The organism is Enterobacter sp. R-25 (assembly GCF_049913205.1).
Taxonomy (GTDB): Bacteria; Pseudomonadota; Gammaproteobacteria; order Enterobacterales; family Enterobacteriaceae; genus Enterobacter; species Enterobacter ludwigii.
The window spans coordinates 4,738,648-4,752,420 of sequence record NZ_CP183982.1 but is presented as its reverse complement, the minus strand read 5'-3'; the positions used below and the strand labels follow the sequence as shown (position 1 = coordinate 4,752,420).

General features: G+C 53.2%; 14 protein-coding genes. 1 reads left to right on the top strand and 13 read right to left on the bottom strand.

From position 1 onward, the window contains the following. Positions 1–22: 22 nt before the first annotated feature. The 11 genes from atpG to asnC form a co-directional block, all read right to left on the bottom strand. On the bottom strand, positions 23–886 hold the full coding sequence (gene atpG / locus ACN9MQ_RS22705) for a F0F1 ATP synthase subunit gamma (RefSeq protein ID WP_020882764.1): 864 nt from the start codon (positions 884–886) through the stop codon (positions 23–25). Between the two features lie 51 nt (positions 887–937). Further along, positions 938–2,479 carry a F0F1 ATP synthase subunit alpha gene (atpA, locus tag ACN9MQ_RS22700; protein ID WP_006808751.1) on the bottom strand — a complete coding sequence of 514 codons (1,542 nt, stop codon included), beginning with the start codon at positions 2,477–2,479 and terminating at the stop codon, positions 938–940. A gap of 12 nt (positions 2,480–2,491) precedes the next feature. Continuing rightward, positions 2,492–3,025, bottom strand: coding sequence for a F0F1 ATP synthase subunit delta (gene atpH, locus ACN9MQ_RS22695; RefSeq protein WP_014172281.1), 534 nt, complete (start codon positions 3,023–3,025; stop codon positions 2,492–2,494). Between the two features lie 14 nt (positions 3,026–3,039). Next, positions 3,040–3,510 carry a F0F1 ATP synthase subunit B gene (gene atpF / locus ACN9MQ_RS22690; RefSeq protein WP_003862370.1) on the bottom strand — a complete coding sequence of 157 codons (471 nt, stop codon included), beginning with the start codon at positions 3,508–3,510 and terminating at the stop codon, positions 3,040–3,042. Positions 3,511–3,558: 48 nt separating this feature from the next. Continuing rightward, positions 3,559–3,798, bottom strand: coding sequence for a F0F1 ATP synthase subunit C (gene atpE / locus ACN9MQ_RS22685; RefSeq protein WP_000429386.1), 240 nt, complete (start codon positions 3,796–3,798; stop codon positions 3,559–3,561). A 49-nt stretch (positions 3,799–3,847) separates the two neighbouring features. After that, complete coding sequence (gene atpB / locus ACN9MQ_RS22680; RefSeq protein WP_014172280.1) at positions 3,848–4,663, bottom strand: F0F1 ATP synthase subunit A; 816 nt, start codon at positions 4,661–4,663, stop codon at positions 3,848–3,850. 8 nt (positions 4,664–4,671) lie between these two features. After that, positions 4,672–5,052, bottom strand: coding sequence for a F0F1 ATP synthase subunit I (atpI, locus tag ACN9MQ_RS22675; protein WP_008500194.1), 381 nt, complete (start codon positions 5,050–5,052; stop codon positions 4,672–4,674). Between the two features lie 616 nt (positions 5,053–5,668). Next, on the bottom strand, positions 5,669–6,292 hold the full coding sequence (gene rsmG / locus ACN9MQ_RS22670; RefSeq protein WP_032679279.1) for a 16S rRNA (guanine(527)-N(7))-methyltransferase RsmG: 624 nt from the start codon (positions 6,290–6,292) through the stop codon (positions 5,669–5,671). Positions 6,293–6,392: 100 nt separating this feature from the next. Continuing rightward, entirely contained in the window at positions 6,393–8,282 is a 1,890-nt protein-coding gene (gene mnmG / locus ACN9MQ_RS22665) for a tRNA uridine-5-carboxymethylaminomethyl(34) synthesis enzyme MnmG (protein WP_032679278.1), read from the bottom strand. Between the two features lie 374 nt (positions 8,283–8,656). Beyond that, positions 8,657–9,106, bottom strand: coding sequence for an FMN-binding protein MioC (gene mioC, locus ACN9MQ_RS22660; protein WP_020882767.1), 450 nt, complete (start codon positions 9,104–9,106; stop codon positions 8,657–8,659). Positions 9,107–9,196: 90 nt separating this feature from the next. Continuing rightward, positions 9,197–9,655, bottom strand: a complete 459-nt coding sequence (gene asnC / locus ACN9MQ_RS22655) for a transcriptional regulator AsnC (protein ID WP_106503583.1) — start codon at positions 9,653–9,655, stop codon at positions 9,197–9,199. 151 nt (positions 9,656–9,806) lie between these two features. Here asnC and asnA point away from each other — a divergent pair, with 151 nt between their 5' ends. Then, positions 9,807–10,799, top strand: a complete 993-nt coding sequence (asnA, locus tag ACN9MQ_RS22650) for an aspartate--ammonia ligase (protein ID WP_020882768.1) — start codon at positions 9,807–9,809, stop codon at positions 10,797–10,799. On the opposite strand, the gene viaA is transcribed toward asnA, so the two are convergent. Both viaA and ravA read right to left on the bottom strand, forming a co-directional pair. Further along, the gene (gene viaA / locus ACN9MQ_RS22645; RefSeq protein ID WP_163306202.1) at positions 10,800–12,251 is read right to left on the bottom strand and encodes an ATPase RavA stimulator ViaA; all 1,452 of its coding nucleotides are present in this window, start codon (positions 12,249–12,251) and stop codon (positions 10,800–10,802) included. After that, complete coding sequence (gene ravA / locus ACN9MQ_RS22640) at positions 12,245–13,741, bottom strand: ATPase RavA (RefSeq protein ID WP_025202724.1); 1,497 nt, start codon at positions 13,739–13,741, stop codon at positions 12,245–12,247. The genes viaA and ravA overlap by 7 nt, the downstream gene beginning before the upstream one ends. Positions 13,742–13,773 lie beyond the last annotated feature (32 nt).

The following is a 13,773-nucleotide window of genomic DNA, read 5'->3' as shown; positions in this document are numbered from 1 at the left end:
TCTACGTAATTCGTAAACCTGGTTAAACCGCGGCGGCCCCCGAGACGATCTCGGTGAGTTCCTGAGTAATGCTGGCCTGACGAGCTTTGTTGTAAACCAACTGCAGCTCTTTAATCAGGCTGCCGCCATTATCGGTCGCGGCTTTCATCGCCACCATTCGTGCGGCCTGCTCGCTGGCCAGGTTTTCTACAACGCCCTGATAAACCTGAGATTCAACGTAACGACGCAGCAGGGTATCCAACAGCGGTTTCGGATCGGGTTCATACAGGTAATCCCAGGATTTTTGCTTCAGCTCGTCATCTTCTGATGCCGGTAAAGGCAGCATCTGAGTGAGCGTTGGAACCTGAGACATGGTGTTAATAAATTTGTTGCTGACAACGTACAGTCTGTCCAGACGGCCTTCATCGTAAGCCTGCAACATCACTTTAACCGGGCCGATCAGCTCGGACAGGGAAGGGTTATCACCCATACCCGTCACCTGAGCGACAATGTTGCCACCAACGGAGTTAAAGAAAGAGACGCCTTTAGAGCCGATCATTGCGATATCGCACTGAACGCCTTTTTCAGACCATGCTTTCATATCCGCCAGCAGTTTTTTGAACAGGTTAATGTTCAAGCCGCCACACAGACCACGGTCGGTCGACACCACCAGGTAGCCCACGCGCTTAACGTCGCGTTCTTCCAGGTAAGGGTGCTTATATTCCAGATTACCGTTTGCAAGGTGACCAATCACTTTGCGCATGGTTTCTGCATAAGGACGGCTGGCCGCCATGCGATCCTGCGATTTACGCATTTTGGAAGCGGCGACCATCTCCATCGCTTTAGTGATCTTTTGCGTGTTCTGGACGCTTGCGATCTTACTACGTATCTCTTTTGCGCCGGCCATGAGCTTCTCCTCAATGCCAGGCGGCTTGTCCTGAGACAAGCCGCCGGACGATTACCAGGATTGGGTTGCTTTGAAGGAATCGAGGATAGCTTTCAGCTTGCCTTCGATTTCGTCGTTATAGCCACCGGTCTGGTTGATCTCTTGCATCAGCGGAGCGTGATCACGGTCGACGTAAGCCAGCAGAGCGGCTTCGAAGCTACCGATTTTCGCCAGTTCCACATCTTCGAGGTAACCGCGTTCAGCCGCGAACAGAACCAGGCCCTGCTGAGCAACAGACATTGGTGCGTACTGTTTCTGCTTCAGCAGCTCGGTCACTTTCTGACCGTGGCTCAGCTGTTTACGGGTTGCTTCGTCCAGATCGGATGCGAACTGAGAGAACGCAGCCAGTTCACGATACTGTGCCAGCGCGGTACGAATACCACCGGACAGTTTCTTGATGATCTTGGTCTGAGCAGCACCACCCACACGGGATACGGAGATACCCGGGTTAACTGCCGGACGAATACCGGAGTTAAACAGGTTGGTTTCCAGGAAGATCTGACCATCGGTAATGGAGATTACGTTGGTCGGAACGAACGCAGAAACGTCACCCGCCTGGGTTTCAATGATTGGCAGCGCGGTCAGAGAGCCGGTTTTACCCTTCACTTCACCTTTGGTGAAGTTCTCGACGTATTCCGCGTTAACGCGGGAAGCACGCTCCAGCAGACGAGAGTGGAGGTAGAATACGTCGCCAGGGAACGCTTCACGTCCTGGTGGACGACGGAGCAGCAGGGAAACCTGACGATATGCAACGGCCTGTTTAGACAGGTCATCGTATACGATCAGCGCATCTTCACCGCGGTCACGGAAGTATTCGCCCATTGCGCAACCGGCGTATGGTGCCAGGTATTGCAGTGCAGCAGATTCAGAAGCGGTCGCCACAACAACGATGGTGTTAGACAGCGCGCCGTGCTCTTCCAGTTTACGAACCACGTTAGAAATGGTGGACGCTTTCTGGCCGATAGCCACGTACACACATTTGATGCCGGAGTCACGCTGGTTGATGATGGCGTCGATAGCCATCGCGGTTTTACCGGTCTGACGGTCACCGATGATCAGTTCACGCTGGCCACGACCGATTGGAATCATGGCATCAACGGACTTATAACCAGTCTGCACTGGCTGATCAACGGACTGACGGTCGATAACGCCTGGTGCGATAACTTCGATTGGGGAGAAGCCATCGTGCTCAACCGGACCTTTACCGTCGATTGGTGCACCCAGGGTGTTAACAACGCGACCCAGCAGGCCACGGCCAACCGGCACTTCCAGAATACGGCCAGTACACTTAACCTTCATGCCTTCGGCGAGGTCAGCGTATGGACCCATCACAACTGCACCTACGGAGTCGCGCTCCAGGTTCAGTGCGATAGCGTAACGGTTACCCGGCAGGGAAATCATCTCACCCTGCATACAATCGGCCAGGCCGTGGATGCGGATAACACCGTCACTTACAGAAACAATAGTACCTTCGTTGTGAGCTTCGCTCACAACACTGAACTGAGCAATGCGCTGCTTGATCAGTTCGCTGATTTCGGTGGAATTCAGTTGCATGCTCCAGTCCCCTTAAGACTGCAAGACGTCTGCAAGGCGTTCAAGACGGCCGCGTACGCTGCCATCAATGACCATATCACCCGAACGGATGATTACGCCTGCCATTACAGACTTATCGATTTTGCAATTCAGCTTAACTTTGCGTGACAGACGTTTTTCCATCGCGGCGGTAATTTTCGCAAGCTGTTCATCACTCAGTTCAGTCGCAGAAGTCACTTCGACTTCAGCGGTAGCTTCACTAAGGGCACGTAAGTGCTCAAACTGCTCGAGAACATCCGGGAGCACACGGAGACGACCATTTTCTGCCATTACCTTAATCAGGTTCTGACCATTGGCATCCAGTTGCTCTCCGCACACGGCGATAAACGACGCGGCGAGAGTTTCAGGCGCTAACGCACCAGAAAGCAACTCGGCCATTTGTTCGTTTTTCGTCACCTCAGCGGCAAACGCCAGCATATCCTGCCAGCGATCGACATTTTGGTGTTCGACAGCAAAGTCAAAAGCTGCTTTGGCGTAGGGGCGAGCTACCGTAACAAATTCAGACATCAGCCCCTCCCTCCTTACAGTTCAGCGACAAGTTTGTCCACGATGTCGCTGTTAGCAGCTTCATCCACGGAACGTTCGATGATCTTCTCGGCGCCAGCAACAGCCAGAATCGCAACCTGCTTACGCAGTTCTTCGCGAGCACGTTTACGCTCAGCTTCAATTTCAGCCTGAGCTTGTGTCACGATCTTAGTACGTTCCTGTTCTGCTTCAGCTTTGGCTTCGTCCAGGATCTGCGAACGGCGTTTGTTAGCCTGTTCGATGATAACCTGAGCTTCCGCTTTCGCTTTTTTCAGCTGGTCTGTCGCGTTGGCCTGTGCAAGGTCCAAATCTTTCTTAGCGCGTTCTGCAGAAGCCAGACCGTCAGCAATTTCTTTCTGACGTTTTTCGATGGCAGCCATTAAAGGCGGCCATACATACTTCATGCAGAACCAGACAAAGAGAATAAACGCGATGGCCTGGCCGAGGATTGTTGCGTTCATGTTCACAGCACAATACCTCTTTAATATCTGTGGCTTAGGGTTTTAAAACTACTACTACGCGACAGCAAACATCACGTACAGACCCAGACCTACAGCGATCATTGGGATAGCATCCACCAGACCCATAACGATAAAGAACTGAGTACGCAGCAGAGGAATCAGATCAGGTTGACGCGCTGCGCCTTCCAGGAATTTGCCCCCGAGGATGCCGATACCGATCGCAGCACCGATAGCCGCCAGACCCATCATCACAGCGGCAGCCATGTACAGCAGATCCATATTCAGGTTTTCCATGACAGTCTCCAGTTTGTTTCAATTAAAACGTAGTAGTGTTGGTAAAAAATCAGTGCTCTTCAGACGCCATCGACAGATAGACGATCGTCAGAACCATGAAGATAAAGGCTTGCAGCGTAATGATCAGGATGTGGAAAATGGCCCAAGGCACATTCAGAATCCACTGTGACCACCACGGCAGAAGACCCGCGATCAGAATGAAAATCAGCTCACCCGCATACATGTTGCCGAACAGTCGCAGACCCAGTGAAACAGGTTTGGACAGCAGGCTAACGCCTTCCAGGATCAGGTTGACCGGAATAAACGCCCAGTGGTTGAACGGCTGCAAGGTAAGCTCTTTCACGAAGCCGCTTACGCCTTTCATTTTGATGCTGTAGAAAAGAATCAGGATAAACACGCCCAGCGCCATCGACAGGGTGATGTTCACGTCAGCGGACGGCACCACGCGCAGTGCTGGCAGACCGAGGACATGTTCGCCAATCCACGGCAGGAAATCGATTGGCAGCAGGTCCATCAGGTTCATCAGGAACACCCAAACGAACACGGTCAGGGCCAGCGGAGCAATCAGCTTGCTCTTACCATGGTACATGTCTTTGACGCTGCCATGGACGAAGCCGATGATCATTTCGATGAACGTCTGGAATTTCCCTGGAACACCGCTGGTCGCTCTTTTCGCAACACCGCGGAACATGGCCAGGAACAGAAGACCCAAAACGACCGAGAAGAACATGGAGTCGATGTTGATCGTCCAGAAGGTGGCCGGGGGGTTATGCGGATCCACCAGCGAGAATGTACGCAGGTCCAGCTGAAGGTTATTCAGATGGTGACCTATGTAATCCTGCGGCGTCATATTTTCTGAAGCCATGATGCCTTTTACCCTTTGTTGTTGATTACAGCTGGAGCCAGAACTTGTACCACCAGCACCAAAACCCACGTTGCTATCAGCGGCATGAATACCACTTTCAAAACCGCCAGCGCCATCACCAGTAGAGCAAAGGTCAGCAACACCTTACACACTTCACCGAGAGCGAAGGACCAGGCCACACGGCCTTTGGCGGGTGTATGCGCCTGATGACGCCAGGCAAAAATCATAAACAATACGTTTGGCAGAACAACCGCCAAACCCCCGCACACGGCGGAGATGCCCCAGAAGGGGTCTTTGAGGCTAAACAGCAATCCACTTGCTATCACAGCCAGAAACTGAATGAACAGAAGCTTACGAGCAACGTTTCTACTCAAGAGCGACACAGACATCACGTTTTTACTCCTGCTCCCTTCGAGGTATGCCGCGTGTCGTATAAAACGTCCTTTAAGGCTCAGAGTCAAGCATCAAAAAGCGGTCAAATTATACGGTGCGCACCCGTGATTTCAAACATTAAGTAGCGAAAAGGTGAATAAATGTTTAAATATTTTTCCCCGCCGCTATTTTTTAACTTTTCCTGAAAGCCACGACCTTCGACCAAAACTGCAAACAGCGCGAAAACGTTGGCTACAAAGCGTGCACGAGATCACAAAATACACATTTGCGATAAGGGTGTATTTATCAAAGACGCAAATCGGTTTATTTCATCTTTATGAAATTAAAGACAAATTATCGTAACTATTTTCAAAACAGCCCGGTATACAATAAAAACCTTTTATTGACATTCTTAATAAATATTTAACATTCGATTCTGGTTGCCGTATTCCACTTTTAGCAGGCTGATATTTTCGATGTTGACTATCTTCATGCTGAACAATGGCTGTTACGTTAACCGTTAGAAAAACCTTAGTAACACAGAGGTTAAACTCTCTTCGGTAAAACCCGAGAATTTGTGCTGTTATTTAACATGGTCAGAACAGCACGAATTCCACAATTTTTATTAAATATTTAAAAATTGTTTGGCTTAATTATCACCAGATGGCGTTCACCCTCAAGCTGAGGAATGTTTAATTTCTCAACGGATTCGACAGCAAAACCTTCCGGAAGCTGTTCAATTTCATCGCCCGGCAACTGCCCTTTCAGGGCATAAAAGCGGCCATCTTGTGCAGGCAAGTGCTTACACCAGCTCACCATATCATTGAGCGACGCAAACGCGCGGCTGATAACACCGTCAAACGGCGGCTCCGCGGGGAACGCCTCTACCCTGCTCTGTACAGGGGCGATGTTCTCCAGTTTCAGCTCATGCTGGACCTGACGTAAAAAACGGACGCGTTTGCCAAGGCTGTCTAGCAGCGTGAAATGGCTCTCAGGGCGGACAATCGACAGCGGGATCCCCGGCAGGCCAGGACCTGTGCCCACATCGATAAAGCGCTCCCCTTTAAGATACGGCGCAACCACGATGCTATCGAGGATATGACGAACCAGCATCTCGTTGGGGTCGCGAACAGACGTCAGGTTGTACGCTTTATTCCATTTGTTCAGCATATCGACATAGGCCACCAGCTGAGTTTTCTGGTGATCGGTGAGCGAAATACCTGCCTGTTCCAGCAGACGAGAGAGTTTATTGAGCACAGTGGGTACCTGTTTAGACATAAATTGCCCGGTGGCGCTTACCGGGCCTACGAATTAGCAGGGCGGGTAGCGAAGCGCCACCCGCCAAAAGCACTGGATATTATGCGCTACGGCGCAGCATACCTTGCTTTTTCAGCCACACCAGCAGAATCGAAATCGCGGCAGGTGTGACACCGGAGATACGGGATGCCTGACCGATCGACACAGGCTTGTGATCGTTCAGCTTGGCGATCACTTCATTGGAAAGCCCCGTCACCTGACGGTAGTCCAGCATTTCCGGCAGCAGCGTATTTTCGTTGCGCTGCTGTTTTTCAATCTCATCCTGCTGACGCGCGATGTAACCTTCGTATTTGACCTGGATCTCAACCTGTTCAGCCGCTTCAGCGTCTTCAAGGCCAGGCGCGAACGCGGTCAGTTTCACCAGGTTCTCGTAGGTCACTTCAGGGCGACGCAGCAAGTCTTCGCCGCTGGCTTCGCGCGAAAGCGGCGCAGTTAAGTGAGCATTCACTTCTGCAGCGGTTTCCGCCTGTGGATTCACCCAGGTGGTTTTCAGACGCTGACGTTCCTGCTCAATGCGTTCCAGTTTTTCGTTATAGCGCGCCCAACGTTCGTCATCCACCAGACCCAGTTCACGACCCACTTCGGTCAGACGCAGGTCGGCGTTATCTTCGCGCAGCATCAGGCGATATTCCGCTCGAGAGGTAAACATACGGTACGGTTCTTTGGTACCCAGGGTGCAAAGATCGTCGACCAGCACGCCCAGATAAGCCTGAGAACGCGCAGGTGCCCAGCCCTCTTTCTCCGCAGAGAAGCGTGCTGCGTTCAGACCGGCAAGCAGACCCTGAGCGGCAGCTTCTTCGTAACCGGTCGTGCCGTTAATCTGGCCGGCGAAGAACAGACCGTGGATGAATTTGCTCTCCAGGGTTGGCTTCAGGTCACGCGGATCGAAGAAATCGTACTCAATAGCGTAGCCAGGACGAACGATTTTCGCGTTCTCCATACCCTGCATTGAGCGAACAATTTGCATCTGCACATCGAACGGCAGGCTGGTGGAGATGCCGTTCGGGTAAATTTCATTTGACGTCAGTCCTTCCGGCTCCAGGAAGATCTGGTGCTGGTTACGATCGGCAAAGCGCATCACTTTGTCTTCGATCGACGGACAGTAACGCGGGCCGATCCCTTCGATCACGCCAGCGTACATTGGGCTGCGGTCAAGGTTATTGCGGATCACATCATGGGTTTTTTCGTTGGTATGCGTGATGTAGCACGGTACCTGCTGCGGATGTTGAGCCGCATTGCCCATGAACGAGAACACCGGCATGGGGTTATCGCCGTGCTGTTGTGCCAGCACGCTGAAATCAATGGTGCGCGCATCAATACGCGGTGGCGTGCCTGTTTTCAGGCGACTGACGCGCAGCGGAAGTTCACGCAGACGACGAGACAGCGGAATGGACGGCGGATCGCCAGCACGGCCACCGCTGTAGTTATCCAGACCGATATGGATTTTGCCATCCAGGAAGGTCCCGACAGTCAGTACGACGGCTTTCGCGCGGAACTTGAGGCCCATCTGGGTTACGGCACCCACAACGCGATCGTTTTCAACGATAAGATCTTCTACCGCCTGCTGGAAGATCATCAGGTTTGGCTGATTCTCCAGGGCAGTACGTACCGCCTGACGGTAAAGCACGCGGTCTGCCTGAGCACGGGTGGCGCGCACAGCGGGACCTTTGCTCGCGTTTAGTATCCTAAACTGGATGCCGGCATGATCGATCGCTTTCGCCATCAGGCCGCCAAGTGCATCCACTTCTTTTACCAGGTGTCCTTTCCCAATGCCGCCAATCGCCGGATTACAGGACATTTGTCCCAGCGTGTCGATATTGTGTGTCAAAAGCAGGGTCTGCTGACCCATTCGCGCTGCGGCCATTGCGGCCTCAGTGCCTGCATGACCCCCGCCAATGATGATGACGTCAAAAGGATCCTGATAAAACATGGTGGTCTGCCTCGCGTAAAGCGGTATGAAAATGGATTGAAGCCCGGGCCGTGGATTCTACTCAACTTTAGTCTTTCGAGAAAGCATTGGGATCCTGGGCTATTAAAAAGAAGATCTTTTTATTTAGAGATCTGTTCTATTGTGATCTCTTATTAGGATCGAGTACCTCTGTGGATAAGCCCGATCTCACGATGAAGATCATGCAGTTAGAAAGGATCGTTTGCTGTGAATGATCGGTGATCCTGGCCAGTATAAGCTGGGATCAGATCGCGACTTTATACACAGGGCCAAAACGGCCTCAGAGTTATAACTTGGATAACTACCGCTTAATACGAGCTTTTAACCAGAGTTATCCACATCTGTTCGCGCGATCTTTAATCGTTTTTGAGTAAATTTTTCCATTCACCCAGCCAGATCTCCGCTGGATCTTCCGGAATGTCATGATCGAGGATGTTGATCTTCAGTGTTTCACCCAGCTGTTTTGCCCCACAGGCCGTCACAGCGGCTTCGACTTTCTCTATTGCACCGCAAAAGGTGTCATATTCACGACTGCCGATACCCACCGCGCCAAAACGGACGTTTGACAGGTCAGGCTGCTGTTCCAGCAGTTCGTCATATAAAGGTTGCAGATTATCCGGCAGATCGCCTGCGCCGTGCGTCGAGGTGATCAGTAGCCAGACCCCATCAGTCGGGAGATCGTCAAGCAACGGGCCGTGCAGTGTTTCGGTGGAAAAGCCCGCGTCTTCCAGCTTCTCAGCCAGATGTTCCGCAACGTATTCCGCGCCGCCCAGGGTGCTGCCACTGATAAGGGTAATGTCTGCCATTGATCGCTCGCTCAAATAAAGAGGGGCTCATTGTACGCTGTGAACGAGCTGGGATCTACCTGTGGAAAATGTGGGAATGAATTTGCCCGATCAGGGGCGGATGGTACGCATGATCGGGTTCTGCAGGGAGATCAATGTTTCAGTGGACTGAATTTCATCAATTGTTTGGATCTTGTTGATAAGTACCTGCTGGAGGGCATCAATGGAGCGGCACATCACCTTTATAAAGATACTGTAGTGCCCGGTGGTGTAGTAGGCCTCCGTGACTTCTTCAAGCGCGTTGAGCTTCGCCAGGGCTGACGGATAGTCTTTGGCGCTTTTGAGAATAATGCCAATAAAGCAGCAGACGTCATAACCCAGCTGCTTAGGGCTGACGTCGATACGTGCGCCGGTAATGATCCCCGCCTGTTTCATCTTTTCCACGCGAACGTGGATTGTGCCCGGACTGACGCCAAACTGTTTCGCCAGTTCCGCGTAGGCAGTACGTGCATTGGCCATTAAGGCCTCCAGGACGCCGCGGTCCAGATTATCGATCTGATAATTTTCCATAGCTTTTTCTTATGAACATTAATGAATCTCTCTATTCTAGCGCCTTATTTTAATGAATCAAAAGTGAAGAGGGCTTTTTGTTGATGGGTTATTGAATAACAGGCCATTTCTGTTGCTTAATCTCTATCAACAGGACGCAGGAGTATAAATAATGAAAACCGCTTACATCGCAAAACAACGCCAGATCAGCTTCGTTAAATCCCATTTTTCACGTCAGCTGGAAGACAAGCTTGGTCTGATCGAAGTCCAGGCGCCCATTCTCAGCCGCGTGGGTGACGGGACGCAGGACAACCTTTCTGGATGCGAAAAAGCGGTACAGGTGAAAGTGAAAACACTGCCAGACGCCCAGTTCGAAGTGGTGCATTCCCTTGCGAAGTGGAAACGTCAAACCCTGGGACAACACGACTTCAGCGCGGGCGAAGGGCTTTACACGCACATGAAAGCCCTTCGCCCCGATGAAGACCGTCTTACGCCAATGCACTCCGTCTACGTCGATCAATGGGACTGGGAGCGTGTCATGGGCGATGGCGAGCGTCACGTCGGTACGCTGAAATCCACCGTAGAGGCGATCTACGCCGGGATCAAAGCGACCGAAGCGGCAGTGAGCAAAGAGTTTGGTCTGGCACCGTTCCTGCCGGAATCGATCCACTTTGTCCACAGTCAGGAACTGCTGAGCCGTTATCCCGATCTGGATGCCAAAGGCCGTGAGCGTGCGATCGCCAAAGAATTGGGTGCTGTGTTCCTGATCGGGATTGGCGGCAAATTGTCTGACGGTAAACGCCATGATGTGCGTGCGCCGGATTATGATGACTGGAGCACGACGGGTGAAGGCGAACGCGCCGGTCTGAACGGCGATATTCTGGTCTGGAACCCGGTGCTGGAAGATGCGTTCGAGCTCTCTTCAATGGGGATCCGCGTGGATGCTGACGCCCTGAAACGTCAGCTGGCACTGACCGGGGATGAAGATCGTCTTACGCTGGAGTGGCACCAGGCGCTGCTGCGCGGAGAGATGCCGCAGACCATTGGCGGCGGTATTGGCCAGTCCCGTCTGACCATGCTGCTGTTGCAGCTGCCTCATATTGGTCAGGTGCAGTGCGGTGTCTGGCCACAACAGGTACGCGATCGCGTTGAATCTCTTCTGTAATTAGCGCTGCCAGCGTCTTAGCAGGCGGCTACGTAACCCGGTATCAAAGCGCCAGATATGATCGAAGATGCGCATGATGCCGGGCTTTCCATGGGCAGACATCGCCACAGCATGGAAACGGTGCTGGTGCACTCGCTGTAGCTCCTTCACTTTATTCACCACGTCATCCGGTAGCCGCTGGGCAATAAAATCGGAGATGACCACGGCGTCAGCGTCATACCAGTCTCCGCCCTGCATCCGCTCAACGATGCTTCGAAAACAGCTGGCCAGATCGGTACCGCCACGAAAGCGCTGGCTTAAAAAGCGGATCGCCTGCTCAATACCCTGCTGATGGGTCAGTTCATACCCCACAACTTCGCTGGAAAAGAGCATGATGAAGCAGCGACGTCGATCGGCGAGCGCCACGCGCATCAGAGCCAGGCAGAACGCTTTCGCGCACTGTTCGTTAAACCCTCCCATCGAGCCGGACGTATCCACGCACACAATAAAGGGCCCGCGCGGTTGCTCGTCAAAATCCTGATGGATGACCGGGCGCTGGCTGAGCTTTTCACGCCAGGCTTCGCCATGCAACCGGTAGGTCAGAAGCTGTTTTTCCACCAGCCGGCGATAAAACTCGTACTCAAGCTCGGTCATCCCCAGCGTACTCAACTCCGTGGGCAGCAGGCGCAAAATATCGTCGCTTTGCTGGAGCCCATCCACCTGCTCAGGCACGGTGGCCGGTTCACGGACCAGGGTGCGGAAGGTCTCCATTGGGGCATCTTTCTTTGGGACCGATTTGGCCTCCCGTGAGCGACCCAGCTGTTCGGCAAGCTTCATCAGCTCTGGCTGCTGTGCCAGAAAATCGCCGTACTTGACGATGAGCTGGTAATCTCCGCGCCGCAGCTGACCGGCGCTCATATCCCAAAGACGCCCGGCGGCGTTTTCATTTTCCACCAGCACCTGCTCCAACTGACCGCTTAAGGTCATGCGTTCCTGCACTTCGCTAAGCAGCTGTTCACGCTCCTCATCCAGCAACTGCTGGTTCAACGTTGTGGCCTGCACCACCAGGCTGAGGCGCCAGCGTTGTAAAAAGAGGGTGTGTAGTGAGGGGGTAAACGTGGCGTTATCCGTGACCAGCGCCCGCGCCTGGCTGGCAAACGGAGAGTGTACCGTGTCGAGTAACGTCAGGGTTTGCGGGAGCTGGGCGATAAACTGTGACGTAGAGAGCCGCTGGCACTGCTGATAGCAGGCCACCTCGTCAGTTAATTCAGGGGGGACTTCGGTCTCTTTGAACCGCTGACGCAGGTTTTCGCGCCAGCGCGGGAGATCGTCGGTCATCGCCTTTTTGAGCCGCGGGAATTTTTCAAAAAAAGCCGCCAGCTGCGGGGAGGCCAGAAGGGTGATGACCACCTCTTCGATCAACCCCTCTTCGCTGACGGCCAGCATGACGTTAAGCGTATCCAGCGTTAGCATTGACGAGCCTGTTTGATCTGCGCGCTGACATCCTGCAGGCTGGCTTCGATGCGACCTAACCAGTCGCTATGAATAAAGAGGCATTTTTGCTGCTCGCTGAAGCGCGTATGTTGCTGGTGCCATTCCGTATCCAGCGCTTCAAGCTGGCGTTTAATCTCTTCCGGCACGCTGTCAGAGGCGGTTCCCGGAAGCGCAAGACGCGATCCCTGCAGGCTGACGTCGCGGATCACCAGATGCTGGCTGCTGTCCACTTCCAGCGTCAGCGGCTGAGCAAAACCGATGCCGTTGAGTTTGCCGCGGATCTCCCCGCCCTTATCAAGCCACTGAGCCAATGGCTCTCGCTCCACGGTAATATGGACCACCTGCATGTCATGAAGCTTAAGGGGCTGCTGAAGCAGGAGCGTCAGCGTTGTACTGGTCAGTTCGGACGGCAGCTCATAATGCGCTTTGCGGGCGAACATGCCGCCAAGGCGGTTTACTTTCAGCGCTGTTTTGTCGCTTTGTTGTTGCTGCAGCTGAATACGCCGTTGGGCAATTGCCCCGAGCTGGTTGAGCATCGACTGCTGGCCCCAGGCGTGTCCGGTCATCAATACGTCAAGCTGCTGCTGCATCAGGTTCATGCCTTCCGCATCGTGCCAGAGGCAATCTTTTAAAAGGATCAGATCGATTGGCGCAACGGCATCGCGGCCGCTGAACAGGGCGCTGGCCTGCAGCAGGCGGATCGCTTTTTTCCAGCGACGGTCGGAGACATACGGCGCAGAAGGCAGTAAATCGAGCTGCTGGCGCAGCAGATAGATCAGCTCAAACACCGAATCCGGCAGTGTGATTTTGCCGATATCCTCCTGCCACTGGTAATACTCCTCATCCGTGACCTGCAGCGAAGCGGGGACCGGGTTTTCATTCTCATCCTGCTGGCTGACCAGCATCGAGCGGAAGTTGGATTTATCCTGCACTTTGTCGAGCCACAGGCGGATCAGCATGCGGTCATACAGCGCTTCAAGGCTGCTGTCGGCTTCCGGGAGTTCGTTAGAGGCCGCCACCAGCAGGCGCATCGGGATTTTCTCTTCGCTGGCACCGTTGCGGAATCGGCGTTCGTTTATCGCCGTGAGCAGGGTGTTCAGAATTGCCGGCCCTGCTTTCCAGATCTCATCAAGAAAAACAATTTCCGCTTCCGGAAGATACCCCTCAGTCAGGCGCTGATAGCGCCCCTCATCTTTCAGCGCCTGAATGGAAAGCGGGCCGAAAACTTCTTCTGGGGTGGAAAAGCGGGTCATCAGGTATTCGAAAGCGCGGGCGTTCTGAAAGGCAAATTTCAGCCGGCGGGCAATCAGGCTTTTGGCGATGCCCGGAGGACCAAGCAGAAAGACGCTTTCACCGCTCAACGCCGCCAGTAAACAGAGGCGAATGGCGTGGCTACGCTCGAAAAGGCCTTTTTCCAGCGCGCCGCTGAGGCGGGAAATTCTTTCTGCTATTAAATGTGAGTGAGCCATAATAGTTTTGCATCCTTTCGCCGTCGTGGCGG